The following is a 26,342-nucleotide window of genomic DNA, read 5'->3' on the forward strand; positions in this document are numbered from 1 at the left end:
ACCAGGTTAGGACATTGCTTGTCTGCCTGTACGGACGTTGCAGTGCAACGTCCCTACAAACAGGAATACGAAGTCCCTAGAGGTGCATATTTATTCCTTTATAATTTTGATCGCTTCCGTCGGATAGCTATCCACAAACACTTTGTAGATATACATTCCTTTCCTCAGTGCATTCAAGTCTGTGCTTATTTGATGTTCACCCGAAGGCAAGTAATCTTTGTATACTTCTTTGACTTTCTGACCTTGGATATTGAACAACTGAATTTCTACCTCAGAAGCTTTAGGTAATCTCATTTGCAGATGACTCATGCTTGTGGTCGGGTTAGGATACACCTTCATCGTCAGTTGCTCTGTGCCATCGATGCTGTTGATCGATCCTTCCACAATCACATAGATAAATTCGTAACTGAAACCGCCATTGAAATCATCAGCTCCATAGGCCAATACTGCTACTCCTTCCTCTTTTGGAATGATGATCGCCTCATCATCACCATAAGCTACTTCTACGATATCAGGATGGAAGTTCTGAACGAAATAACCCAATACATCCTCGTCCAAATCGGTAATGTTATTTGGTAATGAGATCATTTTCAGATCACCTCTAGAAGCGTTCATATACAACTCGCTAAAAGGAGTCACAATTGGTGCTCTATTGACATTATTCACACCCAAAATCAGAGAATGAGTAGAGTTACCACCCCATTCGTCCTCGACTGTGACTTCGATTTCATAATCTCCTTGATGCTCAAAAGTCGGTTCGATAATTAACTGAGCGATGCTATCATTGACATGCTTTACTTCGATAAAGTCGATGGCCGAATCCACAGAGAAACGTAAGGCTGATTTTTCGAAATCGCTTGCCATAATGTTGAACACTTTGCTATCGTTTTCATCGACAAAGATCTTCCCGAATTGATCTGGAGTATAAGTGAATTCTGGTGCCACATTACCTTTAATCAAGAAGTTGACATCCTCGTAATTGACCATTGGATCGTTCGATCTGAAACGTACCGTAGCCAAGTGATTTCCAGTTCTCAGCGAATCGAAATCAATATTGGTGTTGATTACTTCGTTGTCGCCAGCTGAAACTGTTCCCGAGTAGGTATCCATTGTGAACCATCCCGTTAAGGCTGTTGCAGATAAAGCTCTCGTTTTCCAGATTCTTGGCTGATCAGGATCGTAACCCCAGAAGTCGCCACCGTCAAAACTTGTTAGCTGACTGTCGAAATCAAAGTCTTTAGAGTAATCCAAATCGAAACCAACTTTAAAGTATCCTGGAGGGTGATGCACCACAATCCAATACTCTTCGTTCGGGTCCATGTATACTGGGTTTTCGAAAGGAAGCAAGATCCATTTTTCACCCGAAGTAAATTCTTGAGTGAAGTTTTCCATCGCTACACGCTCACCTTCCACAGGGTCGGCTCCTCCTTTTACAATCTCAATTCTCACTGTAAACACTCCATTATTGATATAGTCGACATTCGATCGAACGTGAGTAATCAAGAAGCCTGCTTCCGGTGCTTTGTGTTTCGAAGCCACCGATGTCGGCATACCTCCTAACGAAGCCCAGTACCCTTGTGCTTTATTGGTATTGTTGTAGTAATCGTACAATAAGGAATCGGCAAAAGTGATGTCCTCACTATGTTCCACTTTCTGCCCCTCAGTAAGTCTGTAAATAACTTCCGCTTGGTAGTTTAAAGAACTATTCCCATTATTCACCACAGAAATCTGATGCTGCATTGTTTCCTGATCAGTCACCTCAATCGTCACATCTTCAGTAGGAATATGTAATACTGGAGGATCGATCATGACCGCTTTCACCGTCGTTGAATATTCTGTACCATTTACTTCCCAAGTGATGACCTCGTTGATATCAGTTAGTGTTTCTGCCGCATAGGCGACATACAACGTATCTTCACTTTGTGGTGCAACAATAATATCATCGTATATCTGACCAGTTCCACTCGTAAATATTTTCTTTCCATCGGCATATTGCACCTCTAGTCCGTTGTCATCATCATATAGAATTTTATCTAATTGATAGGATTTCGTTCCTATATTTTTCAGAATGATGGGTTGAACGAAAACTTCATCTTCGATATAGAATAAAGTATCAAAGTTCACCATCTCCGCAATCTCAGGTGATGCTTCCCCGTAGACATCAATTTCTAGAGGTAGGAAGCTTACCGAGTCTTCGAACATACTATTTGATACCACCCAAAGAGTATCTTCATAATGACCATCGAAAACCATCGATCCATCCAATTGAATAGTGAATTCTTCCCTGGCGTTTGGTCTCACAAATCCTTTGGCAGGAGGGGTAATTAAGATTCTTCTATGGTCATCAAATTCTTGACCGTAAACCGCTTCCCAATCCACTTCGTTTCTACCTAAATCAATTACAAAACGCTCGTCTGGAGATTCGATACCAAAGTTGAATTCACCATTATACGTATCGACATCATCGTACAAGAATTCGATTTGTCCATTCTTGTGAAGGATGGCTTGGAAAGTGGCTGCACCTCCTACAACTTCACCTTGCTGATGCACCATCATGTGCCATTCGAATACCGCTTTATCATCGAATGCTTGATAATACAATCCGCTTTCTGCGACCACTTTATTAAGGGTAAACAATGCCCAATGAGGAGCGATTAGCCCTTTTTGTAAATCGTCTTTTACAAACAACGGATGCGTATTATTTGTGTTTAATTCTGGAGGAACAATAGAAATATAACCGTGCTCGTTCATCCATGCACTATCGTATTCCTCACCATAGAACCAGAATTTAAACGGTAACTTTACGCCTTGGTAAGCATCCGAAGAAACATGAATTCTGTTCTCTTCTTTTACAATACTTTCGTAAGAATAACCAAGGTAAGCCGATGGATCGTCTTGCGTATCGGTCACACCATAATCGAACGACAAAGTATCTGCAGATTCCCTTGTATAATCTTCCAAACCAAGTACACTCAAAATGTTCTTTGGAAGGATAGAATACCACAAGTTTTGATCGTTGGAATTGTTCTCGATCTCAAACGCCATTTCTTTGATTTCGCCTGCATTTAGTTCGATATGCACTGGGGCATTATCAAATGCTAAGCGAGGACTTTCTAGCGAGAACCCTTTGATATCGACGTGTAATTCTTCACCATTGGATAACGTAATTATCGCCACATCATCTTTAGTTACTTTCGTCAAAGGAGCGAAGCTAAAGAAGAACTTATTTTCCGATTGAGGAGCGACCCAATAAGGCAATTCGATATCCGAAAGAATGTATTCCGGAAGGTCGACTTGCGTAATTTCAACTCCTTTGCTACCTGCATTATCAACTGATAATTCCAGTGATAGCGTATCGTTTACAGTGACTGCTTCGAAGTTCAATTCATCTACATTTAGCGTAACATCTTCTTCACCAATCACCGTTAAATTCACCTCCACTTCTTGATACGGATCCGTACCATTGTTGAAAATAAATAGCTTATTTAAGTGATCTCCATCCGTAAGATTAAAATCCAGATGATTGACAGTTAGTGTAATGTCTGTCGATTCTCCTTTCAATAGAGTACCTTCTTGAGGAGTGACCATTTTTACAAACGGCTTGTCCTCGTGACGCTCGTAACGGATCACGAAATCGTCTTTTAGTGGAGAAACATAACCGTCGGCTACATTGTCTTGTGCTCTTGCTTGGAAAGTGATACCGTAGTCCTCTTCGATATTTTGAATACCGATTAGACCTTTGTCATAGAAATTCGACGTCTCAATGTCTTTGTATCTGAACTCTATCGTACCATCAGCAAAAAGTACTGCTTGGATCGTCATCTCACCTTCTCGGTTGTTTTGTATCACTTTATGGTATTGAACGATAAAGCGATCGCCCTTACTTTCGTAGTAAATCTCACCACGCTTCACTCCCGTTTGAAAGTTTCTGATTGGATCGAAACCATGCCACATTAAGGCGATACCTCCTTCGGCTTTATTGGCCATCGGGAAGCTAAAATCAGCGTTAGTCGTCCATAACTGACCAAAACTCATTACCCCTTCTGCATTGATATTGATTCTATCGAAAACGCCATCGAAGTAAGGGAAATCAAAGCCCATTTCAATTCCATAAGCGGTAGCGTAAGCCAATGTAATATGACTGATCGGCGTACCTGTTGTAGAGATATCTTCGAATGCCCCTGCCATAGGTCCATTCAAGTCGTCGGAGGTGATTTCTGTATAAATGGAAGTCACTCTTCTTGGCGACTCAATCTCGTCTGTTGGATAATGTCCCTCAGAGAACAACTCTCTGATATCGTTTTGGTTGCCTTCGTATTTTTCGTATAAATCTGATGGAATACGATAGGTTAAAGGATAGTCGCCAGTGTTTTCTAAAGTGAAACTTAACTCTACTTCTTCCTCGTTTTCATAATTCACCGTGGTGTTTAAATTGGCATTCTTTACGGTAGCAATCGCAGGTGATGATGCTTGCGCAGTCACTAACAATTTAACATCACCTATGTTGGTGTTTAAAGTGATGTAGCCCTGATGCATTCCCAAAGATTGTGGGGTATAATTCACCGCTAAATTGACCTCCTCACGAGCATAAATGAATAAGGTGTCTTCATCATTTTTAATCAGTTCTAAACCGTCAATGTCTGATGTATAATCGTAGATTTCCAAGTTACCATAGCCATTGTTCGCCACATGTAATTCGTTGTACTGTTCAACGCCAACAAAGCTTTGGTCTAAGTGATAAATATCTTCAACATCTAAGTAAGGTGTCTGACCTTTTACGGTTACATCTACAAATACACTTGCAGCAGGATAATTCGGGTCGTTAGTGTATAAACCTACCACACTTTTATGCAGACCATTGATTAATCCCGATGGATCAATTTTTAAAGAAGGTGTTTCGTCTTTGTGTGGTCCAACTTCTCCTTCGTGAGGATCCATGTACACCCAAGCACCATCGTTACCTGTACTTAATGCTCTAACTTTTAGGTAGTAATACAGCCAAACTGCTCTGTATTGTGCATTCTCGAATGTTCTACCTGAGTTTCTAGACACCCAATACACATCTCCAGGATAAGTACCCGATAGGTTGCAAGTAATAGGGAAAGGATCGTTGGTGGGATGGTGCATGACTACCCAGAATACCTCGTCGTTTTCGAAACGGAAGTTTCTTGTTAAAGGTATTTCAATCCAACCTAAAGTAGAGTCGCGAACATAGAAATCTTGAGTGTGAATGGTCTCTGCATAGGTAGGACCTTCAATACCTCCTTTACGGATTTCTACTACAATCGGCTCTTCTGTGTTTACTGTGTTGACGAATGCTGCGACATGGGTAAGGTTAAAGGTAAGCCCTCTGTTAATTTCGAATACAGTTGCATGAGAGAAGCCCATAATTTCTGGAGCATCTACTCCTAATGCATTTTCAGGCCACTCGTCCCAATCGTACTGAAGTCCAGATCTGTATTCTCCGATTTGCTTCAAGGTATCAAAAGAAGGATGTCTTTCTAAAGGTACTTCTCCGATATTGGCCATTACGCCTTGGTTGTTTGGAGAAGCATAAGCAGGTGCTTTATTAGTATTGGGTTGATGCAAAGTGATCGTAGGCATGCCATCAGCATCAAATACTATTTTAGCCCCTGAATCCTCCACATAGTTTTGTGAAGACAAGTATTCATCCAACGATTCTTCTGGAATATATCCGAAATTCTTCGCATAAGCCGACCATTTCAAAATACCGCCTTTTGTATTTTTAATGATGATATTTTCCGACAGCATCTCTTGCTGTTGAACATCAATTTCTAAGATGATAGAATCTTGTTCCAAAACCAATCGAGGGGCTTCACCTGTGGTAATCTTCAAGATATTTGATCTATCCGATTCATTTCCCCATTTATCGACTGCTTTAACAATGAAGTAGAAATCTTGCTTCTCTCTTGTATTGCCAATCGTTAAACGGAATGTCTCTCCGGCATTAACACTACTTTCGAATACATAAGGAGAAATTGATTCGTAGTTGTCTTCTGTAAGCTCTAGCTGACTAAACCAAACGTAAAAAGCATTCGGTTGCTCATCGTCGGCATCGTAAGGAACTTTCCATGTAACATCAAAAGCATCGTGGTAAACGTTCTCTGCTTTAATCACTGGAGTTTCCGGCTTCTGATCGGAGTTAACGGATAATGAATTCACGGCATTCAACATTCCTCGACCCACCAAACCGTTCCAATATTCGTGCATGTCATCATCAAAAGGTTGAGAGAAATCGATGATTCTTTGCTTTAAATCTTCTGGAGTAAAATCTTCACCTCCGAATTCTGAAAGTACTAAAGCAGCCACACCAGAAACATGAGGACAAGCCATAGAAGTACCTTGCATAAATGCATATTGATTCCCTGGTACAGTACTTAAAACACCTTCATATTGCACATTAAAAAGTGATCCACCCGGTGCTAAAATGTCAACATGTGTACCGTGAGTGGTATATTCTGTAGGATTGTTGGAAGCATCTGAAGCGGCAACTGTATATACTTTTTCATACATACCCGGCCAGATTTCTTGATTGTACCCCGTGTTACCAGCAGAGAAAAATACAATACCACCTTTCATTGGGGAACCTTCGTATTGACCTGCTTCTTCAATGAAGTAATCGATCGCATCCAACACTTCTTGCTCGTAGTATCCAGTGGAAGTATAAGACCAAGAGTTTTGAGCGATGACCGCTCCATTATCGGCTGCATAGACAAATGCATTGGCTACACCCGTTGATGAACCCGATTGCAAGAAAATCTGACAAGACATTAATCTCGCACCAGAACCTTCCGTACCGTCTCCACCAGCTACACCGCCAACACCAATACCGTTGTTGTTCGTTGCTGCTACTGTTCCACCAACATGAGAACCGTGATCTGTTGCCGATACATTACCACCAGCCACAAAGTTGTATCCGTTAATATCGTCTACATAACCGTTTTGATCATCATCTACTCCGGGTTCGCCATTGGCCTCCGCTTCGTTGACCCACATGGCATCTTTCAAATCGTCGTGAGCCACGTCCATACCGCCATCAATAATGGCAACAATTACATCGCTTGATCCAGTTGTTTTTTCCCAAGCTTTAAATAAATCGATGTCTGCATCAGCTTCTCCGATAATATCCCCGTAGTTCTCGTAATGCCATTGATCTTTCAAGAAAGGGTCATCAAATGGATAGGAATTCTGAACTCTTTGGCTAGAACTTGGTGTATAAGGTTTGAATTCAGCAGGCTCGATATACGACTTTTTATATACCGGTTTGGCAATCTCCACTCCATCCAAAACTTGATAACTTTCAACCATATGCGCAGGAGAACGGACCTCGTCGAAGGAGATTTCGTACCAAAGGTGCAATCCGTGTGCCCTATGTTTCGCCTCATTTTTTAGAGAGAAAGGGAAAACTCTTTTGAACCCATCAATTTGCTGAGAGGTATTGAATGCATCGATTTGAGTGACTCCCGTTAGATCCACTCTTGTATCCTGATCGGGGGTATCGATCGTTCTAAAGTTCCTCACCATATTTGGAGAGAACTTTACTCTAATCTTTCCTGGTACTACTTCTGGCGTCTGACCAAAAGCAGTACTTCCTAGGCATAGGAAAAGGGAAAGAATAATTAAATTATATATCTTTTTCATTGGGATTTCGATTAGTTTTGAACGTCTCTAATGTATCGTACAGATAAAGCGTAATGCGGAATAAATATTCCGATACCCACTAGAGATCCTTCATTAATTTGGAAGGCTTGAGGGAAGCTGTTTTCGATCGTCTGACCTTCTGGAAGCTTCACCCAATAACGTCCCATCATTTCCATATCACCAAACTGAGGTTGATTACGATAGCTTGGCATTTCGAAGTAACCTGAATACGTTAATTCGATACCACTCTTTCCACCAGCTCTTAGGTGATCACCCGCAAAGTTTTGTCCTTCGAATTGCTCGACTAAATCCCACCACTCTTCGTAAGTAGGTAAACGCCAGCCTTCTGGAGCAAGTAATTCTGCAGCTGTGTAAGAGTATAGTTTGCCATGAATTCTGCGGTCTTCATCAGAAGATACCACATGACCTGTATGGTTTTCTGCTTCGGCAGCCTGACCATAATACCATGCAGCAATGCCTACATACTCATCCAAATCGTAATTCTGAGCCATCCATTCGACATCACCTATTTGAACCGTTTTATATTCTTTGTTATCAAGAGGATCGATCCAAGTGTGATGCAATCCGCCAAACGATAATTTGACAGTATCGCGTTTCACCTCATTATCATACATCACTTTCCACTCTAATGTATACAGCTCGTTTCTCTCTCCTTGGAACAAGGAATTGGGTAAGTGATTCGTCACCACATTACCTCCATTACCTTCCAAGATCGTCCATTCCCCTGTTGCTCCTTCTTGAAGGTGACCTTCTAAAGTGAAAAAGTAAGGGGCTTCTCTCGTGACAATACCCAATTGATCTTCTCCCGCAGAAGCATACAAAGTATCGAAAGTGATTTCCATTTGTTTACTCACTTGAGTTCCTCCATACTGATGTGTCCATTGAACTATATAAGTATGTTCTGGTAATCCAGTAAAAGAGGCCATATGATGATGTACATCAGAGAAACTGCCCGAAGTAGAATCTTCTCCTACTAAAGACCACGTTCCTTGTGCACCGTATAAAGCTGAATCGGCTTCGAAATGAATGGTAAAACTGTCTTTCACCGTATCGGGCAATACATTGTAGATATTCACCTCCATGGGTTGGAAACTGATGTCCATCCAATCGGTAGAATACATATCGCCTTCTCGTACCTCCCATTCTAGAGTGTACAACTGACCAGGTTCACCTCGGAAGATAGTCTCTGAAAGATGGATGTCATCAATGATGCCACCTTCTCCTCTTACTACCTTCCAAGTACCTGTCTGACCGTCCTCTAATGTATTCGCAGCAATAGTGGTCAGATAGCCCTCAGTTACCAATTCAAGTTGATCTATCCCAGCATTAGGCGAAAGTGAGGGGATGCTTTCGTCTCTGCTGCAATGTGTAAAGGCAATCATGCAGCATAAGGCAAACATGACCGTATATATTAATTTTACCATTAGTATCCGTTGTTTTGATGTTCGTCAGAAATCTTGGTGTTGGCATCAATTTCTCCTTGTGGAATAGGGAAAGTGAAACGGTAGTAATCTGCATCCGATGGACTGATATTCCATTTCGACCAATGCTGTCCTTCTCTCACAAAAGTTTCTTGTCGCCTTTTGATATCGAACCATCTGAATCCTTCTCCAAACAGTTCTCTACGGCGTTCTTCCAAAATCACTTTGATCAGTTCTTCGCCCGTTTCTGTTGGTTTAGCAGCGCCTCCATTGGCACGTTGCATAATGGTGTAAACAGCATCTTGAGCAGCGGTGTCGTTGCCTAATTCTGCTTCTGCCTCTGCCAATATCAAATGCATTTCTGAAGCTCTGATTTTGATCATGTGTGCGTTACCTAAAGCTTCATTGTGACCAAATTTCACCACCAAATAATTGTCTGCATCAATGGGTTCATAGAAATCGAAATAACTCTTTCTAATATCACCATCGTCAAACTTATTGATGAAGTTTTCATCGGCTCTAATGGATGAATAACCATATTGAGGCCAGTAGAACGAAGGCAATGAAAGGTAGATGTTGTTATCCGTACGGGTATAATCCAAGTAGAAGATCGCCTCCGGGTTGTTGCTGAATAACATGAACCCACCCCACATTTCCTCCACAGTCATCAAAGGCATATCTTTCATCGCCTTTTCTGCATATTCTTTGGCTTTATCCCATTGATTTAGGATGCTGTAAGTTCTCGCCAATAATGCTTGTGCACCTTTTTGATCCAACATTCCTTTGTATTCGCTCACACCCATGTGCGTTTCGGCATACAATAAATCTTCGACGATTTGATTGTACACTTCTTGAGTAGTTGCACGACCTAAATCTTCGTCTTCTGCCTCTGCCGGTGCTGTGGCTAAGATGACGCCCATTCCGTTGGGATCAGTTGTATAATTTTTAGCGTACATCTGAATCAAATTCAGGTAACAATACGCTCTCAAGGCTTTGGCTTGTGCTACTAAGGTCTCGATTGCAGCTGTATCTCCATCGTTAATATTAGGTGCATTAGCGATGATCATGTTACAATCGTAGATCACTTTATATCCCACTGCCCAAGGATTCGTTGTCCATTGGTAAGTCGATAAAACATTCATTTGATATACAGTAACAAACCATCCCCAGTTGTTATCAGAATTGATCATTAAGTCTTCGCCCATCACATCGCTCATGATCTGTACATACAAACCATCGAAGTAAGGTGAACTTAACTGATCGTAAGCACCAACCAAAGTCGCTTGAGCGTTTTCTACCGACTCAAAAGCGACATCAGGAGATACTTGCGTAGAAGGTTGGTACTCTAGAAAATCGGAACATGATGTAACCGTCAACATCATTCCGACAAGTGAATTTATGATATATTTTTTCATGAATGATGCTGTTTTATAGTCCAAAATTGAAGCCTACTGAATACGTTGCTACACCTGGAATATTGTCGTTGGTAGAACCTGATAATTCTTGTTCTGGATCGAATCCTTTGTAGTTAGAAAGTGTCCATAGGTTCTCTCCAGAGAAGTACACTCTTAAGCTAGAAATATGGATTTTCTGACAAGCTGATTGAGGAAGATTGTACCCCAAATTCACGTTCTTAAGACGTAGATAATTGCCTTTCTCCAGGAATCGAGTGGAGGCCAAATGACCATTATCTTCGTTGTTGACAATGTATCTTGGAATGTCTGTGTATTTGTTATCAGGAGTCCAAGAATTCTTTGCTTCGTCTGCTAGGTTATAGCCAGGATTGGCACCATCATGCATGTTTTTTGCGTAATCGTAGTTGTAGATTTTACCGCCTAAGCTGTAGTACAATAGGAAAGAGAAATCGAAGTTTTTATACTTGAAAGTGTTGGTTAAACCACCATATAAAGTTGGTAGTGCAGAACCATTTACTGTTCTGTAAGCATCTTCGTATTCGCTCGTTACTTTACGACCCGATCCATGAGGATCATCAAAGGCTGTCTCTGGCATTTCTGCTTGTTCATCGTGGGTGTTGTTCACATTCACAAACCACATTGGTTCTCCCGTATCCGGATTTACCCCTGCCCATTCTCTCAAGTAGAAACTGTACCAGCTTAATCCTTCTTTCAGTAAATAATTACCGCTTATCAGTTGGTCTGCACCTATGTTTTTAATCTCCGATTCAATGTTCGTTAAGTTGAAATCTGTCGTCCATGAGAAGTTCTTCTTCACGATGTTTTCAGTATGAAGAGTGATTTCAACTCCTTTATTGACCATATGTCCTATGTTCGTCAAAACAGATCCGAATCCTTTAGAGTAAGAAATTGGTTGGGCATATAGAAGTCCATCAGAGTCTTTGATAAAGTACTCCCCAGAAAGTTGAATTCTATTGAATATCGAAAAGTCTACACCTATATTTGCCAACGTCATTTTCTCCCATTGTAAGTTAGGATTTGCCAATTGAACTGGCGTCATACCTGGACGATCACCGTAGTTGCTCCCTAATGAATAAAGTGCTAGATAATTACCATCACCTATTTTATCATTACCCGTAAGACCGTAACTACCTCTTAGTTTCAACTCGTTGATCCAAGATGCATTGCTCAAGAAGTTTTCTTGTCCGACTCTCCAAGAAGCACCCACAGATGGGAAAACACCGAATTTATTGTTTTCGCCAAAACGAGAACTACCGTCTGAACGGACCGAAGCGTTTAAGTAATACTTAGAAGCAAAGTCGTAAGAGAATTGTGAGAAGAACGATAACAAACTACGGTTACTTGTATATGAAGTAGCTTGTTCTGGCTTGGCGCCAATACCCAAATGAGGATTGCCTCCAATACCAAAATCTGTAGACTCCGCATATAAACCATCGGCTTTAACGTAGTAGGTTTCTTGTCCACCCATTACCGTAATATGATGCTTACCATAAGTATTATCCCAAGTCAGTACATTCGACCAGTTTAAGGCCATGCTTTGATCGTGAGATTTTGATCCTCTGCCGTTTACACCAGAACCATTCCCGTGTTCAGGATTGTAGTAAACCACCGAATTAGAAGAATTATAGTTCATCGAACCGGTGGTTTTGAAGTTTAGGTGTTTGTTAAAGTCAAACAATAAGTATAGGCTTGAGGAGATATTATTTCCTTTTGTATTGTAAATGTCTTTTTCGATTAATCCGATAGGATTGAAATCTAAAACCGCTGTATTGTACCAGTTGTAATCTCCATCTTCTGTGTAGATAGGCGTTGTTGGATTGATGATCTCTACAGCACGTACTGGATTGGCACCGGCCGTACCATTCGGTTGTGCATTCTGATTATAGAAACTTAGTGTATTGTTTGTTCCAACTTTCAGCCAAGAGTTAATTTGATGATCCAAATTGATACGACCAGAAATACGGTTAAAGTCTGTTCCTTTAACATGACCTAACTGATCGAAATATCCTAAAGAAAGGAAGTAGTTGGTTTTCTCTGTAGAATGAGAGAAACCGATGTTGTAATTTTCTACTCTTCCCGCTTGATACAATGCATTTCTCCAATCGGTATCTTGAATGATTTTAGCACCTGCAGCAACATTGCCATTATAATCAAATGGTTGATCCATATTATAAGGATTCCAACCAGAAATGGCTTCTACATTTTCGTGTGCATAAGCTGCCGATTCGTTTTGTGTTTTTCCGTGCAAGTAGAACTGATTATTGAATAAGCCATTCCAAGTTTGTTGGTAATAATCAGCTGAGTTCATCAGTTTCACTCCATTATTCATTAGTGAGGTTACCCCAACTTGGGCATCAACCGTCAGTCTAGAATGTTCTTTTTGCTTTCCTCCTTTTGTTGTGACGATAATCACACCGTTGGCTGCTCTAGAACCATAAAGTGAGGCAGACACCGCATCTTTTAAAACCGTCATCGATTCGATATCGTTGGGATTTAAAGTTCCAATACCATCGTAGGGTACACCATCAATAACATAAAGTGGAGAAGAACTTGCACTCATAGAACCCACACCACGAATACGCACTGTTGGTCCCGATCCTGGCTGTCCAGAACTTGAAGTCACTTGCACGCCTGATGTTGCTCCCTGTAAGGCACTCGCAGCGGAAGAGACTGGTCTTGTGGCTAGAGATTCTCCGGCAATTGTTTCCGCAGCACCTGTAAATGCTTTTTTGTCTGAAGTTCCGTAAGCCACAACAAGCACTTCGTCGAGTTGTTCAGAATCGCTATTCAGTACTACTTCAATATTGGTCTGATTACCGACTGTAACCAATTTGTCTTCCATTCCAATGAAAGAAAAGTGAAGTTGATCTTCAGGTCCATTTACCATTATGGTAAACTGCCCTTCGAAGTTGGTAGTTGTTCCTGTAGTTGTTCCTTCTATCCAAATACTCACACCAGGAAGGAGTTCGTTAGAAGTCGCATCTTTGACTATACCTTTTACCAGCACATCTTGTGCGTAGGTAGTGGAATAAGAAAAAGTAGTAATCAACAAGAACACAATGAAAAAATTGAATTTGTTCATGTGTCAGAAAGATCGATTAATATTTGATTTTGAATTGGTAAACATCAAGGTTTTCTCACCTTTGATACGGCAATGATATGGGTTGTGAAAAATTTTAACTAAACAATTGGTAACATTGTTGTCTTATTTCGTATGAATCGTGTATCAGATTATTTGGTTCGTGTATCAAATCGTCTAACTGCTTGATAATAAATTAGTAGCGAATCGTTTTTAGGAGAGATTGTAGAGGTGGAAAATTGTTGGGGTTGTGATGTTTTTAACTTTTGATGTCAAGTGGTTGGTGAGTTGGGGAGATTGTTTTTTAGGTTTAGCATCAGAAATTATCAAATAATTAAATTAAATACAGAATATTTTTAAATTAAGCAATATTGTTACTATATTGTAGTAAATATGCTTCTATGGGAACAGATATCAAAAAAGAAAAATTTGATACTAAAAAGAGTATCAAACGTGCAAGAGCTCTAAGAAACAAAAAATCTTTATGGGCAATTCGAATTCGGGATAAGGAATATACTTGGTCAAATAAAATTGAAAGAGTAACACTTATTAGAGATCGTCTGCCTTATGAAGCGATCGAGTTATTAAGTGCTAGAACTGAACTTTCCATTAAAGAAGTACTTTCCATATTCGATCTTCCTCAAACTACTTACAATAAAAAGAAAAGAGAAAACGGATTATTAAGTGGTCGGGACAGTGAAGTAGTACTTTTATTAACCGAGCTATTAGACTTTGGAATAGAGGTTTTCAATAATGAAAAAGAGAAGTTTAATAGATGGCTTAAAAAACCAAATTATTCTCTAGGCGGTATTAAACCTGAAACTTTATTCGATACAGTAACGGGCATTCAAGAGGTAAAAAATGCCTTGAATAGGCTTGAATATGGAAACATGGCATAATGAAAGTATATAGAATAGAGAGAGAAAAATATTTAAAATCAACTTTAAAGGGCATTGGTGCAGCTTTGACCGATGGGTATCGCTGGAATAGTCTCAATACTTTTTTAGTTTACACTGCAGAAACTCGTGCTTTGGCAACTTTAGAGGTATCTGTACATCTAGACCTAAATGAAGACTTGCCAACCGACCGATATTATGTGGAAATCGAAATACCTGATGATATTAAAATTCTCGAAATAGATATAGAAGATTTACCTAAGGATTGGGACTCACGACCTCCAATATTAGAAACTCAATTTATTGGTGATGACTTTGTTTTTGATGGTCAAGCAGCTGTGCTTAAGGTACCGAGTTGCATTGTACCTCAAGAGTTCAACTACTTGATCAACCCCAACCATAAAGATAGCTCCCGAATTAAAGTGGTTTCAAAAGTTCCCATGAGTTTTGATCCTAGGATAAAACAATAAATAAAAACGTAACTAACTTCGATGAATTAATTGAAATTGAACATGGAAAAATAGGTACAAAAACTAGAAATAAATATGAGAAAGGTGTTCATAAGTTTATGAAAGCTGAATTGATTAAGGAAATTAGAAATGAAAACTATAAGTTGTGATAACGTTAATATTGAAATGATGAATTACAATTAATCTATATCAGATCCACATAAATATTAAAACATGAGAAACTCATTGATATTTATTCTTTTCATTTTTGGTTGTCAACGTACAGATATCAAACAGAATTTCTCTGTTGAATATTTTTATGTTAATTATGATATTGAAAATTCATTTTTATTAAATACTGATACAACTAAAGTCGAATTTTATAATGCTAAAAAGGATAGTATTGAAACATTAACCTACATATATAACCAAGAAAATAATAATGATACAGTCAAAATTTACTTGAAGCAATCACAAGATTATCAACCCAAATATTTTACAAATGGAGTTGAAAAAGACAACTATTATTTTGTCTTTGAAGACTCTAAAAAATATAGTATTAATGGTAGTAATTATGAAGTTTATAAATACTCAAAAAATCCATTAATCATTGATGGTTGTATATCTTATTTTTGGGTGCCTAATTTCGGTATCATTTTAAAACGTTCTTCTACTTGGGGAACTTATCAAAAGTTACAAACAAATGATTTGCAACTAAATAATAATTTAAATTTACTAGAGGATGTAATTTTAAGTGACACAATATTTAGTAGTGGATGTTTCATAAACTCAATTTATAAACCTGATTCCGACATTCAGATTAAAATTCTTGATTAAATTTAAAATTATGCTACTAATGATAAATAAACTATTCAAGAGAGATGAACTTATTGGAGAATGGAATACAGAAGATGGAAGTGGATTTAGCATAATTATGGGTTCTTGGATAAAGTTTCGAAAAGATGGGTCTGGTCATTTTAAAAGTTGGGCAAATGTTGACGAGGAAGCATCATATAATCTTGATGGAAGTTTTAATTGGAAACGAATAAATGAAAAAACTATTTCTATCCAAGAACACAAATCTGAAATTATAGAAATCATTGAATATAGAATTGAAAATTCAAATAATAGAACAGTATTAACTAGTGAACAAGAACAAAAAGGTACAGTTAACATTGAAGGTTTTTGGAACTTTTCACAAGTAATGTTTAAATCATGAGAACTTATAAAGTAATATCATTAACTAAATTAGAAGATAATTATTCTGAATTAACAAGAACCTGGTTTGACGTTAAAGTGATCAATCCAATCGATAACTCTCAATTGGTTTTAAAAAACATTTCATTACCAACTTTTGTAAAAATTAATGATCTTATCTGTCGGAGCGAACACCGTTTTTTTGATGTTATTGATAAAAAAGGAAATCTACTTTACAGATAATTTGATAAGAGTTATATAGAGTTTGAATTACATGAATTAACTACATCAAAAGCAAATATTCATTTTGGCAAGAAATTATTTTATTCCATGAACAAAAAACTAAACTTCATCTTCATATTATTTATCGTAATACTTCTCACCGTACTCACTCAATTAGGGGGTTTTGTACTTCTAATATCAATAGTATTAGCGGATAAACTTCGATTAAAATCAACCATAAAAAAGTACCTGTTATTTTTGGGTCTTTATCTCATTTTATCATTCAGTTTTATTCCTTTTTTAGCTCATTTATTGGGAAGGGAAAGAATAATTAATACTGAAAAAATATCACCCACAAACTATATGACGGTGCTATTAAATAGAAACTATGTAACACCTGAAATGAATAAGACTTTGGCAGGCTTATCGGATAATTTATCCCAAACGGATATCAAAATAAAGTATTTAGATGCAAACTTTCCTTTCATTAATGGTTTTCCCTTGCTGCCTCATTTAAGTCATAATGATGGAAATAAATTAGATTTATCACTTGTTTATCAAACTTTAGATGGACAAATCACTGATCATTCAAAATCAATAAGTGGTTATGGTGTTTTCGAAGATGTTATTGAAGGAGAAATAAATCAACCTCAGAAATGTCTAAGTGGAGGCTATTTTCAATACGACTATCCTAAATATTTAACTCTAGGTCAAATTAATCGTGATCTTAAATTTTCAGAAATAGGAACAAGAAAATTAGTATTAGCTTTGATTGAACAAAAGGAAGTCAAAAAGATTTTCATAGAACCACATTTGAAAAATAGACTTCATTTATCAAATAAGAAAATAAGATATCACGGTTGTCAGGCTGTAAGACATGATGATCATATACACTTTCAGATTTAAAAGAATTCATTAAGTATATCAAAGACAAATCAATAATTGAAAAGCTACTCAATTCTAGAGTGAGCACCGAAGATAAACTATATCTAAAAGCTCGTAATATTGAAGCATTGAAAGAATAATAAAAAATATGTAATTTGTATTTCAGTATAACTATTCTACTAACTCTTCAATATTTATCTATCATGCAAAAACTAATTGTCATAAGCATTCTTCTACTCATTTTAGGATGTAATTCAAGAGAATCAAAAAATAATACTTCATCAAAGAAAGGAATTACAACACCAGAAACACCAGAAGTATTTCAAGAAAAGAATATTATTGAACAATATAAAGCAACAGCTAGAGGCAGAGGAAATCTATTTTACCAATTGTACAGTGAAGCTCTTGAAAAAGATAAAAACCTTCGAAAAATTGAAAATGATTATTTGTTGATGAGAGAAGCTCAGGAAGATAGCCTAAAAAAATATAACAAATTTAATAATAGTAATAATTATTATTACGCTGAAGCACATGACTTTATACATACAATTTTAGATTCAACTATACGAATGGAAGTAATGCAATTGGTAGAGGAATCCAAAAACAAGTACGCTCATAGTGTTGCTGAACGAGAAAAAATCAAAAACTCTGTAATTAAAAATAGTAACACGATAGAAGATTTACATAAAGTGTTGCAAGTAGTAGTGACTTTAAAAATGATAGAAAACTATCAAAATAATGAAATGGAATCCGGTCAATCAATTGAAAATATAATTCAAGATCAGGAAAACCTTATTAAAGAACTCAAAAAGAATATCAAATAGTTAGGAGTGGTATCATATAAAAAATCATAATTAAATAAGTGATTTATTGGAAAGTACAAACTGATTGTTCAATTTTGCAACAACGTTACATTACTAAATTTGATGAAAGAGATACTACCACTACTAACCTTGATCGGAGCTACCAACGGATTATTTCTGTCTGTATATTTATCATTTAAAAAAGGACTATCAGTTCAAGGAAAATTATTGATTACAACATTGCTTATATGGTGTTTTGTATGTTTAATGTTTGCCCTACGCAAGATTTTGCCTAATGAACAATATTTGATATTTGCTTCTTTAGGTTCAAGCATAACCACATTTATATACCCTACCTTTTATTTATTCTTGGAAACGGGAGTCAATAAAATGTTTAAACTAAAGAAGAATGTATTTTTTCATTTTATCGTTCCTATCGTTTTCTTTCTTGCTTCTCTTCCTATCATCTATTGGGACTTTACCTTATTGTTCACGGGTGAATTAATCGAAAATACTCCATATATCAAGAAAGTAAATCTGTTTCAAGACTATTTCAATGCCACTATTGGGATCGTTTACCTCATTTACTTTACATCAAAACATCTAAATAAAAATGCACTTCATTTAAAATGGTGGAAAACAAGGACAGGGGTATATACTTCTATTGCTTTATTGTATTTGTTTGTACATAATTTTGGGGCCTACGGTGTTTTGGCTAAATCGTATGATTTACCACTATCAAATATTGGATTCCCGGTTTATTACCTTTCTTTTTCAGCCACAATTTACCTTATATTCCATTGGGTAATTTCCAATAAGATTGAAGTATTTATCAATAAAGAAGAAATTATACTACAAGAAAAAGAAAGAGTTACTGAGGGAAAACTAAAAGAGGATTTGGATAAGATTATTCGATATATTGAAAATGAAAAACCGTTTTTGAGTAATGAAATAACGCTCACTTCCTTGGCCCAAGAAGTGATGTTAAACCGTTCAAGAGTGTCGTTTGTGATCAATGAAGGCTTAAAAATGAACTTCAATGAGATGATTAGTCATTATCGAATAGTCGAGGCAAAACGAATATTGCGCACGGAAGAAGGCAGATCGATGAAACTCGAAGTATTAGCGAAAGCCTCTGGTTTTAATTCCAAAACTACTTTTAATCGGGCATTTAAAGACATCGTAGAAATGACTCCGAGTGAATATAAAAAGTGGATCGAAAAAGAAGAATTCAGTTATTAAAAAAAATGCACAGCTCAATTTCTCGAGCTGTGCATCATATATACATCAATTAGAACAATTGCTTATCTCGTAGCTTTTGGTTGTTTAGCAGTTTGTTCGTTTTTCGCTTTATGCGATGTTTTACGCTTTCCTGCAAAACGACGAATATGTTGGTAATCATAATTCACATACTTGTGAGTAAGACCCCATCCAAAGATTCCAAAACCTTCGTTATTGTTTAATTCTCTGTTAAGACCCATTGCATGAGGTGCACCAGGAATAGAAGCCATAATATTAAAGTTAATACCATCTGCAGCAAACTGAACAGTACCTTTTTCAGGACCATCAGTTGTAATTAGAGACATGATACCATCTTTATGTTTCCATACACAAATCTCGTGACCAGAGTTTGAGATTGGGTTGTAAGGCGACTTCACATATGGTCCAAGTGGATTGTCTGCAATAGCAACACCATGACGAATCTGACGTCCACCAAATGTAATTGCCTCACCCATTTGCTCACCTTTGTAGTATAAATAGAATTTACCTTTGAAAGGAATGATACATGGATCGTGTACTTTGTGGGAATCAAAATCACCTTTCTTCTCTACTAAGAAACGATCTTGAGTTGTACCTTTCCAAACACCATTGTTAGCAGGGCTTAAGATAGGCTCTTCTAACTTTTTAAATGGACCATTTGGAGATTCAGACCATGCCAAACCCACTTGGTTCTTTGTTCTTACATCATATGGCGATTTGATTGTTTGATAACATAAGTAGTACTTCCCTTCGTGCTCCATAATTTCTGGAGTAAAAACAGAACGATCATCAAATTTACCTTTATCACCTCTTAGTACTGCAGGACCTTCTTCTTTCCAAGTCCAACCATCTTCTGATGTTGCGTACCAGATATCACAACGGTCCCAAGGGAATACTTTATCATTTTCGATATCACCACCAAAACCGTCAGTTTTACCAACAGACTTAGAGTAATACACATAATATTTTCCATCGACATGAAGCAAAGCAGAAGGATCACGTCTTACCACGCCTTCTTCGTATGCCAAGTCTCCTTTTAAATCTTGTACTGAAAATTCACCGAACCATTCGTTCGTTAACGAATCAGGCCAATCCAATGCTCTTTTAGAAGCTGCACTTAAATGATTTACATCCGTAATACCTAAGAAATCTAATTTCTCCTGAGATACATGTGTGTAGTCTTTCACCTCAGCTTGTGGTGCTGTAGGCTTTGTGCAAGAAGAAAGAATACTTGCACCGATCAATACTGATCCTGCTAAAAATTTAATCGCTTTCATGATAAAAAAATGTGGTGAAGCATCACCTTTATTTGAATGATTGATGTTGAATACACTTACTTAATTGTGTACCCGATATTTATTTGTCTAAACTGTGCCTAAGCTATTGCCAAAAGCAATCACTGTAATCCCTACGATCATACACGCTAACCCCAGATAAAGTGATGTTTTTGCTTTCTTTGGAGCAGTAATCCATTCTTTAGTAATAATACCTCCTACAATAGCAACTCCAACAGATACCGTATTGAAAATAGCATATCCTACAGTACCTCCTGTTGAACCTAAAGTAAAGGCGGCAAAACCAAATAATGCTGAAGCAGAGAAGTTAAAAATACCCATTACAGTAGCTAAAACTGTATTTCTTGGGAATTGAGGAGTGACAAAGTTGCTCCATAATTTCTTCTTTGTTAACTGGTAAGAGAAATAAGAAGCAATAGAAATACCACCAAAAACATAAATGATATACATTACAATAATTGCACTTACCCACTCAGGGTTGCCTGCTGCAACACTTGCCTCGTGAATCACACCTGCACCTACTGAGTTTGCGTAGTTAAAACCTGTTGCTAATAATCCACCCACTACAGCAATAGAAATACCAGTGATCATGTTATCACTTTTCACTTCCTCGCCTTTATCATCTTCTTTTTGCTTTAATAGACCTGCTCTACCGTTACTCATTACCCCGAATAATACAATCAGGATACCTAACATGATAGTGGCAAATACTTGAAATTCAGGTATACCATCAATCATAAATGGAATAAGAGAACCAATTAAAATAATGGTACCTATAAACAGAGAAAAACCAAGTGATAAACCAATGTAGTTAATGGCTTTACCCCACATCATTACACCAATACCCCAAAGGAAAGAGGCAACAGCCATACCGATCATTACATTGGTAGGTACTGCAGCTAGAATATCGCCGAAGTTATCTACTAAGAAATAAACGGCAATGTTCGGAATAATAAATGTGTTGATGGCGAAGAATAAACCCCACGTATTTTCGAATTCAAATTCTTTCGTAAACTTTTCTGGTAATGCATAAAGACCGAGCATCAGTCCTGCAAAAATCGACCATAAAACTCCTTCAATCATGACTTATAATGTTTTGTTATTTAAATGAATAGACTGTAGTTGATGTGTAAGGCTCCTCTGGTGTTGTGAATGGTTTAGGAGCTCCATCGATATTAGGACCATTTGGATATCTATGTGTCTCACAACAGAATGCTTTATATCTTCCAAATTGGTCACCGCTTTCTCTTTGTAGTTCGTTAGAAGTGAAATAACCTGTATAAAATAACATACCTGGTTCGGTAGTTGAAATCTCTAAAGTAATACCTGTGTCGTCATTATTAAATGAAGCCACGTTACGTAAAGTATCTTTTTCGTCAAATAAGAAATAGTGTTCACAGCCTGTTTCTAATTCCTCAAAAACCTCTGCTAGTTTCTTTCCTTCTTTTAAGTCCAATACTGTTCCTCCTACATTTTCAATCTCTCCCACTGGAACATTTGTTGGATCTGCTTTTAAGAAGCTATCTGCTAAAATCTTAGCTGTATGTCCGCCCACCGTTTCTTTAAATCCTGATAGATTAAAATACGTATGATTGGTTAATGATATAGGTGTTTTCTTATCAGTAGTCGCATGATAAGAAATCTCTAAATTGTTGTTTTGCGATAAAGTAAAAGTCACTTCGATAGTTACATTTCCAGGGAAACCTTCTTCCATATGTTCACTTGTTTTTTGGAAGGTGATACTATCTGCCACTTCACTCGATAATTCGTTTACACAAACCCAAATTTGCTTATCTAAACCTTTTATGCCTCCATGTAAATGATTTGGACCATCATTGGTTGCTAAAGTGTATTCTACACCATCAATAGCAAATTTTCCATCCTTAATTCTTGATGCAAAACGGCCAACGGTACATCCAAAATAGGGAGCATTAGCTTTATAGGCATCCGAAAAATATCCATCTAATTGATCAAAACCACAAGCCACTTCAGTTAAGCTGTCTTGCTTATTTGGTACTTTTAATGAGGTGATTGTAGCACCAAGTGTCATAATTTTGACACTCATTCCATTTCGATTTGATAATTCGTATTGGTGTACTTCGTGTCCCTCATGTACCCCAAATAATTGTTGTTTGATCATGATGTATATCTTTCGGTTGTCATTAATTCATTTCAAATTCCATTATTAACAGAATTGCTAAAATTTATACACTAGCGATAGTGTTATATTTTGATTAGATAAACTGAAATCATTTTCCGTTTTCTTATGATTTATTTCTGATGTTGAAAGTATCTCATTATTGTCTCCAATTATTCTAGAAACTTGATTATTATCTTGGAATCTTTTTGAAAAAGTAGGGATCATTTCTAGCCCCAAAATAATATCTTCAACTATATAATAGTTGAAACCAAATACCACACCTACAGATGGTGTATAAGTATTACCTTTTGTTGTAGTATGTCTATCCCCGTAACTATCTACTAAGCTATATTGATACGTAAATCCTAAATCTAGTCCGTATCTTAAATCCAATTTTTTAGTGATACTTTTTCTAAATTCCTTGCCTACTCTAAAGCCATAAAAACTATATTTACCATCATCTAATAATGTGGAATCATTTTCAGTTTTTGAACTTGAAGAAGAACCAATCACAGAAGAAAATCTCCATAATGATTTATTGTTACCAATTCTAAAGGTCATACCAAAAGAGCTATCTCCTGTATATGTTAGACCAATTTCTTTTTGTTTTACTTTCTCTACATCTTGAGAAAACCCAACAATGGAAAGAGTAAAAAATGCTAGTAAGAATAATATTTTTTTCATTTTAGTTTTTAATTTTTAGTGAATACTCACCAAGAGTACTTTAAATGCACCCTTGGTGAAAATAGTTATTATGCAAATTCTTGTGGTTTCACTTCAAAAGGAGCTAATTTCTCCCAATCAAAGACTACACCTGTACCTGGTTCATCAGAAGCTACAGCTCTATAATTTTCTACTACTAAAGGTCTAGTTGTATACTCATCAATAGGGAAACTATGTACTTCTAACCAACCTGAATTTTCCTGTGATGATACAAGACTTACATGAAGTTCTTGCATACCATGAGAACAAACAGGTATATTATTTTCTTTTGCCAATTTCGCTGCTCTTAACCATCCTGTTACACCCCCGCAATTTGATGCATCTGGCTGAACAAATGATAATTTAGATTGCTCCATGGCATATTCAAATTCATGAATAGTATGTAGGTTTTCACCCATAGCCAACGGTACCCCAGTTTTCTCTGTGATTTCCGCATAACCTTTATAATCATCTGGAATGATTGGTTCTTCAAACCAAGTAATATTATAAGGTTTAAATCTTTCAGCACATTCTATTGCTTTCTCAATAGACATTGAATAATTGGCATCGACCATAAATGTGATATCGTCTCCAATATATTCTCTTACTGCTTTGATTCTTTCGATGTCTTCATCAAGGTTCTCACGACCAATTTTGATTTTCACAGCATTGAAACCTCTATCCATATACGATTGCATATTATTTAGAAGCTTTTCAATTGGGAACATCAAATCGATACCTCCACAATACGCCTTACATGTGTTACCATGTCCACCTGCCATTTTCCAAAGTGGTTGTTCTGCCATCTTACATTTGATATCCCAAAGAGCAATATCCACAGCTGACATCGCAAATGAAGAGATACCTCCACGACCTACGTAGTGGATATGCCACTCCATAAAATCATATACTTTTTCGATATCTGCTCCGTCTTGACCAAGAATTGCAGGTGCAATATCATAATCCAACATGGCTTTTATCGACTTGCCGCCCTTACCACCAGTGTAAGTATAACCTGTGCCTTCAACGCCATTTTCCAAAGTAATTGTAGTCGTCACTAACTCAAAATGGTAATGATCACCATGCTTAGCATCTGACAATACCTCTGGTAGTGGCACCTCGAATAACCTTGTTTTTATATCTTTAATTGCTGTACTCATCCTTTTTAAGTAATAAGTAATAGGTAATAGGTAATAAGTAATATTGATTTTGAGCTATATTAGTTATTACCTATTACTTATTAGTTGATTAGTATTTCACGTAGAATGTTTTCTTCTCCATGTATTGCTCGAAGCCGTATTTACCGTCTTCTCCACCTGTACCACTTAGTTTGTAACCGTTGTGGAAACCTTGGTGTTGCTCACCATGACCTCTGTTTACGTAGATCTCTCCAAATTCAAGATCGTCGTTTAGGCTCATGATTGTGTTGATATCTCTTGTGAATACCATAGCGGCTAAACCAAACTCACAATCGTTTGCGTTTTCTACTACTTCATCGTATTCTTTGAATTTCAATACTGGAAGAATTGGTCCGAATGACTCTTCATGAACGATCGTCATGTCTTGAGTTACATCAGTAATGATGGTTGGCTCGAACCAGAATCCTTTTTGGAACTCAGCGCCCTCAGGTTTTTTACCACCTGTAGCAATTGTAGCACCTTCTTCAATAGATTTTGCTACTAAATGTTCCATATTTCTTACTTCAGAAGCATTCACTTTAGGTCCCATAGTGACCGATCTGTCTAATGGGTTACCTACTTTTATTGCTTTTACTTTTTCCATGAAACGCTCCATGAATACATCGTAAATAGCTTCGTGAACATACATTCTTTCGTTACAAGTACATACCTGACCACAGTTATCAAAACGTGAGTTGAAACAAGCATCTACTGCTAAATCTATATCAGCATCTGGGAAAACAATGGCTGGTGCTTTACCACCCAATTCCAATTGAACGTGAGCCAAATGTTCTGAAGCTGTTTTAAAGATTTGCTGACCCGCAGGAGTTGAACCTGTCATCGTTACCATTTTAGTAATCGGGTTAGCCACTAATGCGTTACCTAATACTCTACCTTTACCCGTTACAATATTGATAAGACCAGCAGGGATACCTACTTTCTCTGCAATAAAACCAAGTTCTAGAGTAGCCAATGGTGTTTCTTGAGTTGGTTTTACTACAATAGCATTACCTGCTACTAAAGCTGGACCAATCTTTCTACCTGCTAAAGCCAATGGGAAGTTCCATGCTGTAATTGCTACAATAACTCCTCTTGGGATTTTTTGAATCCAAATTTGTTCTTTTGGATTGCTTGAAGGCATAATATCACCTTCTATACTTCTTGCACCATCGCAAGCATATTCGATAAAAGTAGCGGTTACTTCTACTTCCATTTCAGCAACTGAAATCAGTTTACCTTGCTCACGTGATAATAAATTTGATAAATATGGTTTGTTTGCTCTAATTTCTGCTGCAAACTTACGCATTAAGTTCGCACGTTCGATAGATGGTAATTTCTTCCATTCTTTTTGTGCTCTTTCTGCTGCTTGTAATGCTAATTCTGCTTCGTGTTCTGCACCCATTTGCACAACACCAACCACGTCCTCGTTTATTGGACTTAATACGTTTTCAGTTTCTCCCGATGTAGCTTTAATCCACTTACCATCGATAAACAGATCATAGTTTTTTACTTCTGCTGCTGCTAATGTTTCTGACATAGTTATTTCGTTTTAAGGTTAGAACATGTTTAAAACATCAAAATGGCTTAAACATGCTCTAGAATATGGTTCATATTTAACTGAAAAAAGGAGGACTGTAATTTGATGAAATTGATATCGGACAGCCCCCTTTTCCATCATTCAAATTATATATATTCA

General features: G+C 37.2%; 18 protein-coding genes. 8 read left to right on the forward strand and 10 right to left on the reverse strand.

The window, feature by feature from the left end; genetic code table 11:
- Positions 1-90 precede the first annotated feature (90 nt).
- Genes KMW28_RS21960 through KMW28_RS21975 form a run of 4 tightly spaced genes read right to left on the reverse strand, consistent with a single transcriptional unit; the run spans position 91 to position 13,622 of the window.
- Positions 91-7,662 carry a S8 family serine peptidase gene (locus KMW28_RS21960; RefSeq protein WP_169662229.1) on the reverse strand — a complete coding sequence of 2,524 codons (7,572 nt, stop codon included), beginning with the start codon at positions 7,660-7,662 and terminating at the stop codon, positions 91-93.
- A gap of 11 nt (positions 7,663-7,673) precedes the next feature.
- Positions 7,674-9,107, reverse strand: coding sequence for an FISUMP domain-containing protein (locus KMW28_RS21965; RefSeq protein WP_169662228.1), 1,434 nt, complete (start codon positions 9,105-9,107; stop codon positions 7,674-7,676).
- Positions 9,107-10,519: a RagB/SusD family nutrient uptake outer membrane protein gene (locus tag KMW28_RS21970; protein ID WP_169662227.1), complete on the reverse strand. Its 1,413-nt coding sequence runs from the start codon at positions 10,517-10,519 to the stop codon at positions 9,107-9,109. Before KMW28_RS21970 ends, KMW28_RS21965 begins: the two co-directional genes overlap by 1 nt.
- Before the next feature lie 13 nt (positions 10,520-10,532).
- Positions 10,533-13,622, reverse strand: coding sequence for a SusC/RagA family TonB-linked outer membrane protein (locus KMW28_RS21975; RefSeq protein WP_169662226.1), 3,090 nt, complete (start codon positions 13,620-13,622; stop codon positions 10,533-10,535).
- Positions 13,623-13,990: 368 nt separating this feature from the next.
- Here KMW28_RS21975 and parS point away from each other — a divergent pair, with 368 nt between their 5' ends.
- The 8 genes from parS to KMW28_RS22015 all read left to right on the forward strand — a co-directional run bounded on the left by parS (position 13,991) and on the right by KMW28_RS22015 (position 19,313).
- On the forward strand, positions 13,991-14,518 hold the full coding sequence (parS, locus tag KMW28_RS21980) for a type II RES/Xre toxin-antitoxin system antitoxin (protein ID WP_244994580.1): 528 nt from the start codon (positions 13,991-13,993) through the stop codon (positions 14,516-14,518).
- Positions 14,518-14,985 (forward strand): RES family NAD+ phosphorylase, encoded by a 468-nt coding sequence (locus KMW28_RS21985; protein WP_169662224.1) that lies wholly within the window; start codon positions 14,518-14,520, stop codon positions 14,983-14,985. The genes parS and KMW28_RS21985 overlap by 1 nt, the downstream gene beginning before the upstream one ends.
- Before the next feature lie 213 nt (positions 14,986-15,198).
- Positions 15,199-15,801 carry a hypothetical protein gene (locus KMW28_RS21990; RefSeq protein WP_169662223.1) on the forward strand — a complete coding sequence of 201 codons (603 nt, stop codon included), beginning with the start codon at positions 15,199-15,201 and terminating at the stop codon, positions 15,799-15,801.
- Between the two features lie 10 nt (positions 15,802-15,811).
- Entirely contained in the window at positions 15,812-16,183 is a 372-nt protein-coding gene (locus KMW28_RS21995; protein ID WP_169662222.1) for a hypothetical protein, read from the forward strand.
- Positions 16,180-16,404 (forward strand): hypothetical protein, encoded by a 225-nt coding sequence (locus KMW28_RS22000; RefSeq protein WP_169662221.1) that lies wholly within the window; start codon positions 16,180-16,182, stop codon positions 16,402-16,404. The genes KMW28_RS21995 and KMW28_RS22000 overlap by 4 nt, the downstream gene beginning before the upstream one ends.
- 342 nt (positions 16,405-16,746) lie before the next feature.
- Positions 16,747-17,289: a hypothetical protein gene (locus KMW28_RS22005; protein WP_205958109.1), complete on the forward strand. Its 543-nt coding sequence runs from the start codon at positions 16,747-16,749 to the stop codon at positions 17,287-17,289.
- Between the two features lie 182 nt (positions 17,290-17,471).
- Positions 17,472-18,092, forward strand: a complete 621-nt coding sequence (locus KMW28_RS22010) for a hypothetical protein (RefSeq protein WP_169662219.1) — start codon at positions 17,472-17,474, stop codon at positions 18,090-18,092.
- Positions 18,093-18,194: 102 nt separating this feature from the next.
- Entirely contained in the window at positions 18,195-19,313 is a 1,119-nt protein-coding gene (locus tag KMW28_RS22015) for a helix-turn-helix domain-containing protein (protein ID WP_169662218.1), read from the forward strand.
- A 62-nt stretch (positions 19,314-19,375) separates the two neighbouring features.
- Here the strand turns inward: KMW28_RS22015 and KMW28_RS22020 are convergent, their stop codons facing one another.
- The 6 genes from KMW28_RS22020 to aldA all read right to left on the reverse strand — a co-directional run bounded on the left by KMW28_RS22020 (position 19,376) and on the right by aldA (position 26,183).
- The gene (locus tag KMW28_RS22020; protein ID WP_169662217.1) at positions 19,376-20,608 is read right to left on the reverse strand and encodes a glycoside hydrolase family 117 protein; all 1,233 of its coding nucleotides are present in this window, start codon (positions 20,606-20,608) and stop codon (positions 19,376-19,378) included.
- A gap of 87 nt (positions 20,609-20,695) precedes the next feature.
- Positions 20,696-21,709, reverse strand: coding sequence for an L-rhamnose/proton symporter RhaT (locus tag KMW28_RS22025; RefSeq protein ID WP_169662216.1), 1,014 nt, complete (start codon positions 21,707-21,709; stop codon positions 20,696-20,698).
- A 16-nt stretch (positions 21,710-21,725) separates the two neighbouring features.
- Complete coding sequence (locus tag KMW28_RS22030) at positions 21,726-22,766, reverse strand: aldose epimerase family protein (protein ID WP_169662215.1); 1,041 nt, start codon at positions 22,764-22,766, stop codon at positions 21,726-21,728.
- Between the two features lie 57 nt (positions 22,767-22,823).
- Entirely contained in the window at positions 22,824-23,450 is a 627-nt protein-coding gene (locus tag KMW28_RS22035; RefSeq protein ID WP_169662214.1) for a hypothetical protein, read from the reverse strand.
- 68 nt (positions 23,451-23,518) lie between these two features.
- Complete coding sequence (locus KMW28_RS22040; protein WP_169662213.1) at positions 23,519-24,628, reverse strand: mandelate racemase/muconate lactonizing enzyme family protein; 1,110 nt, start codon at positions 24,626-24,628, stop codon at positions 23,519-23,521.
- 88 nt (positions 24,629-24,716) lie between these two features.
- Complete coding sequence (gene aldA / locus KMW28_RS22045; protein WP_169662212.1) at positions 24,717-26,183, reverse strand: aldehyde dehydrogenase; 1,467 nt, start codon at positions 26,181-26,183, stop codon at positions 24,717-24,719.
- Positions 26,184-26,342: the final 159 nt, after the last annotated feature.

This window comes from Flammeovirga yaeyamensis (genome assembly GCF_018736045.1).
Taxonomy (GTDB): Bacteria; Bacteroidota; Bacteroidia; order Cytophagales; family Flammeovirgaceae; genus Flammeovirga; species Flammeovirga yaeyamensis.

Excerpts from the sequence above, each read along its gene's own strand:
- KMW28_RS21960 (WP_169662229.1), bottom strand. The coding sequence starts at position 7,662 with ATGAAAAAGATATATAATTTAATTATTCTTTCCCTTTTCCTATGCCTA.
- KMW28_RS21965 (WP_169662228.1), bottom strand. The coding sequence starts at position 9,107 with ATGGTAAAATTAATATATACGGTCATGTTTGCCTTATGCTGCATGATT.
- KMW28_RS21970 (WP_169662227.1), bottom strand. The coding sequence starts at position 10,519 with ATGAAAAAATATATCATAAATTCACTTGTCGGAATGATGTTGACGGTT.
- KMW28_RS21975 (WP_169662226.1), bottom strand. The coding sequence starts at position 13,622 with ATGAACAAATTCAATTTTTTCATTGTGTTCTTGTTGATTACTACTTTT.
- KMW28_RS21985 (WP_169662224.1), top strand. The coding sequence starts at position 14,518 with ATGAAAGTATATAGAATAGAGAGAGAAAAATATTTAAAATCAACTTTA.
- KMW28_RS21990 (WP_169662223.1), top strand. The coding sequence starts at position 15,199 with ATGAGAAACTCATTGATATTTATTCTTTTCATTTTTGGTTGTCAACGT.
- KMW28_RS21995 (WP_169662222.1), top strand. The coding sequence starts at position 15,812 with ATGCTACTAATGATAAATAAACTATTCAAGAGAGATGAACTTATTGGA.
- KMW28_RS22000 (WP_169662221.1), top strand. The coding sequence starts at position 16,180 with ATGAGAACTTATAAAGTAATATCATTAACTAAATTAGAAGATAATTAT.
- KMW28_RS22005 (WP_205958109.1), top strand. The coding sequence starts at position 16,747 with ATGACGGTGCTATTAAATAGAAACTATGTAACACCTGAAATGAATAAG.
- KMW28_RS22010 (WP_169662219.1), top strand. The coding sequence starts at position 17,472 with ATGCAAAAACTAATTGTCATAAGCATTCTTCTACTCATTTTAGGATGT.
- KMW28_RS22015 (WP_169662218.1), top strand. The coding sequence starts at position 18,195 with ATGAAAGAGATACTACCACTACTAACCTTGATCGGAGCTACCAACGGA.
- KMW28_RS22020 (WP_169662217.1), bottom strand. The coding sequence starts at position 20,608 with ATGAAAGCGATTAAATTTTTAGCAGGATCAGTATTGATCGGTGCAAGT.
- KMW28_RS22025 (WP_169662216.1), bottom strand. The coding sequence starts at position 21,709 with ATGATTGAAGGAGTTTTATGGTCGATTTTTGCAGGACTGATGCTCGGT.
- KMW28_RS22030 (WP_169662215.1), bottom strand. The coding sequence starts at position 22,766 with ATGATCAAACAACAATTATTTGGGGTACATGAGGGACACGAAGTACAC.
- KMW28_RS22035 (WP_169662214.1), bottom strand. The coding sequence starts at position 23,450 with ATGAAAAAAATATTATTCTTACTAGCATTTTTTACTCTTTCCATTGTT.
- KMW28_RS22040 (WP_169662213.1), bottom strand. The coding sequence starts at position 24,628 with ATGAGTACAGCAATTAAAGATATAAAAACAAGGTTATTCGAGGTGCCA.
- aldA (WP_169662212.1), bottom strand. The coding sequence starts at position 26,183 with ATGTCAGAAACATTAGCAGCAGCAGAAGTAAAAAACTATGATCTGTTT.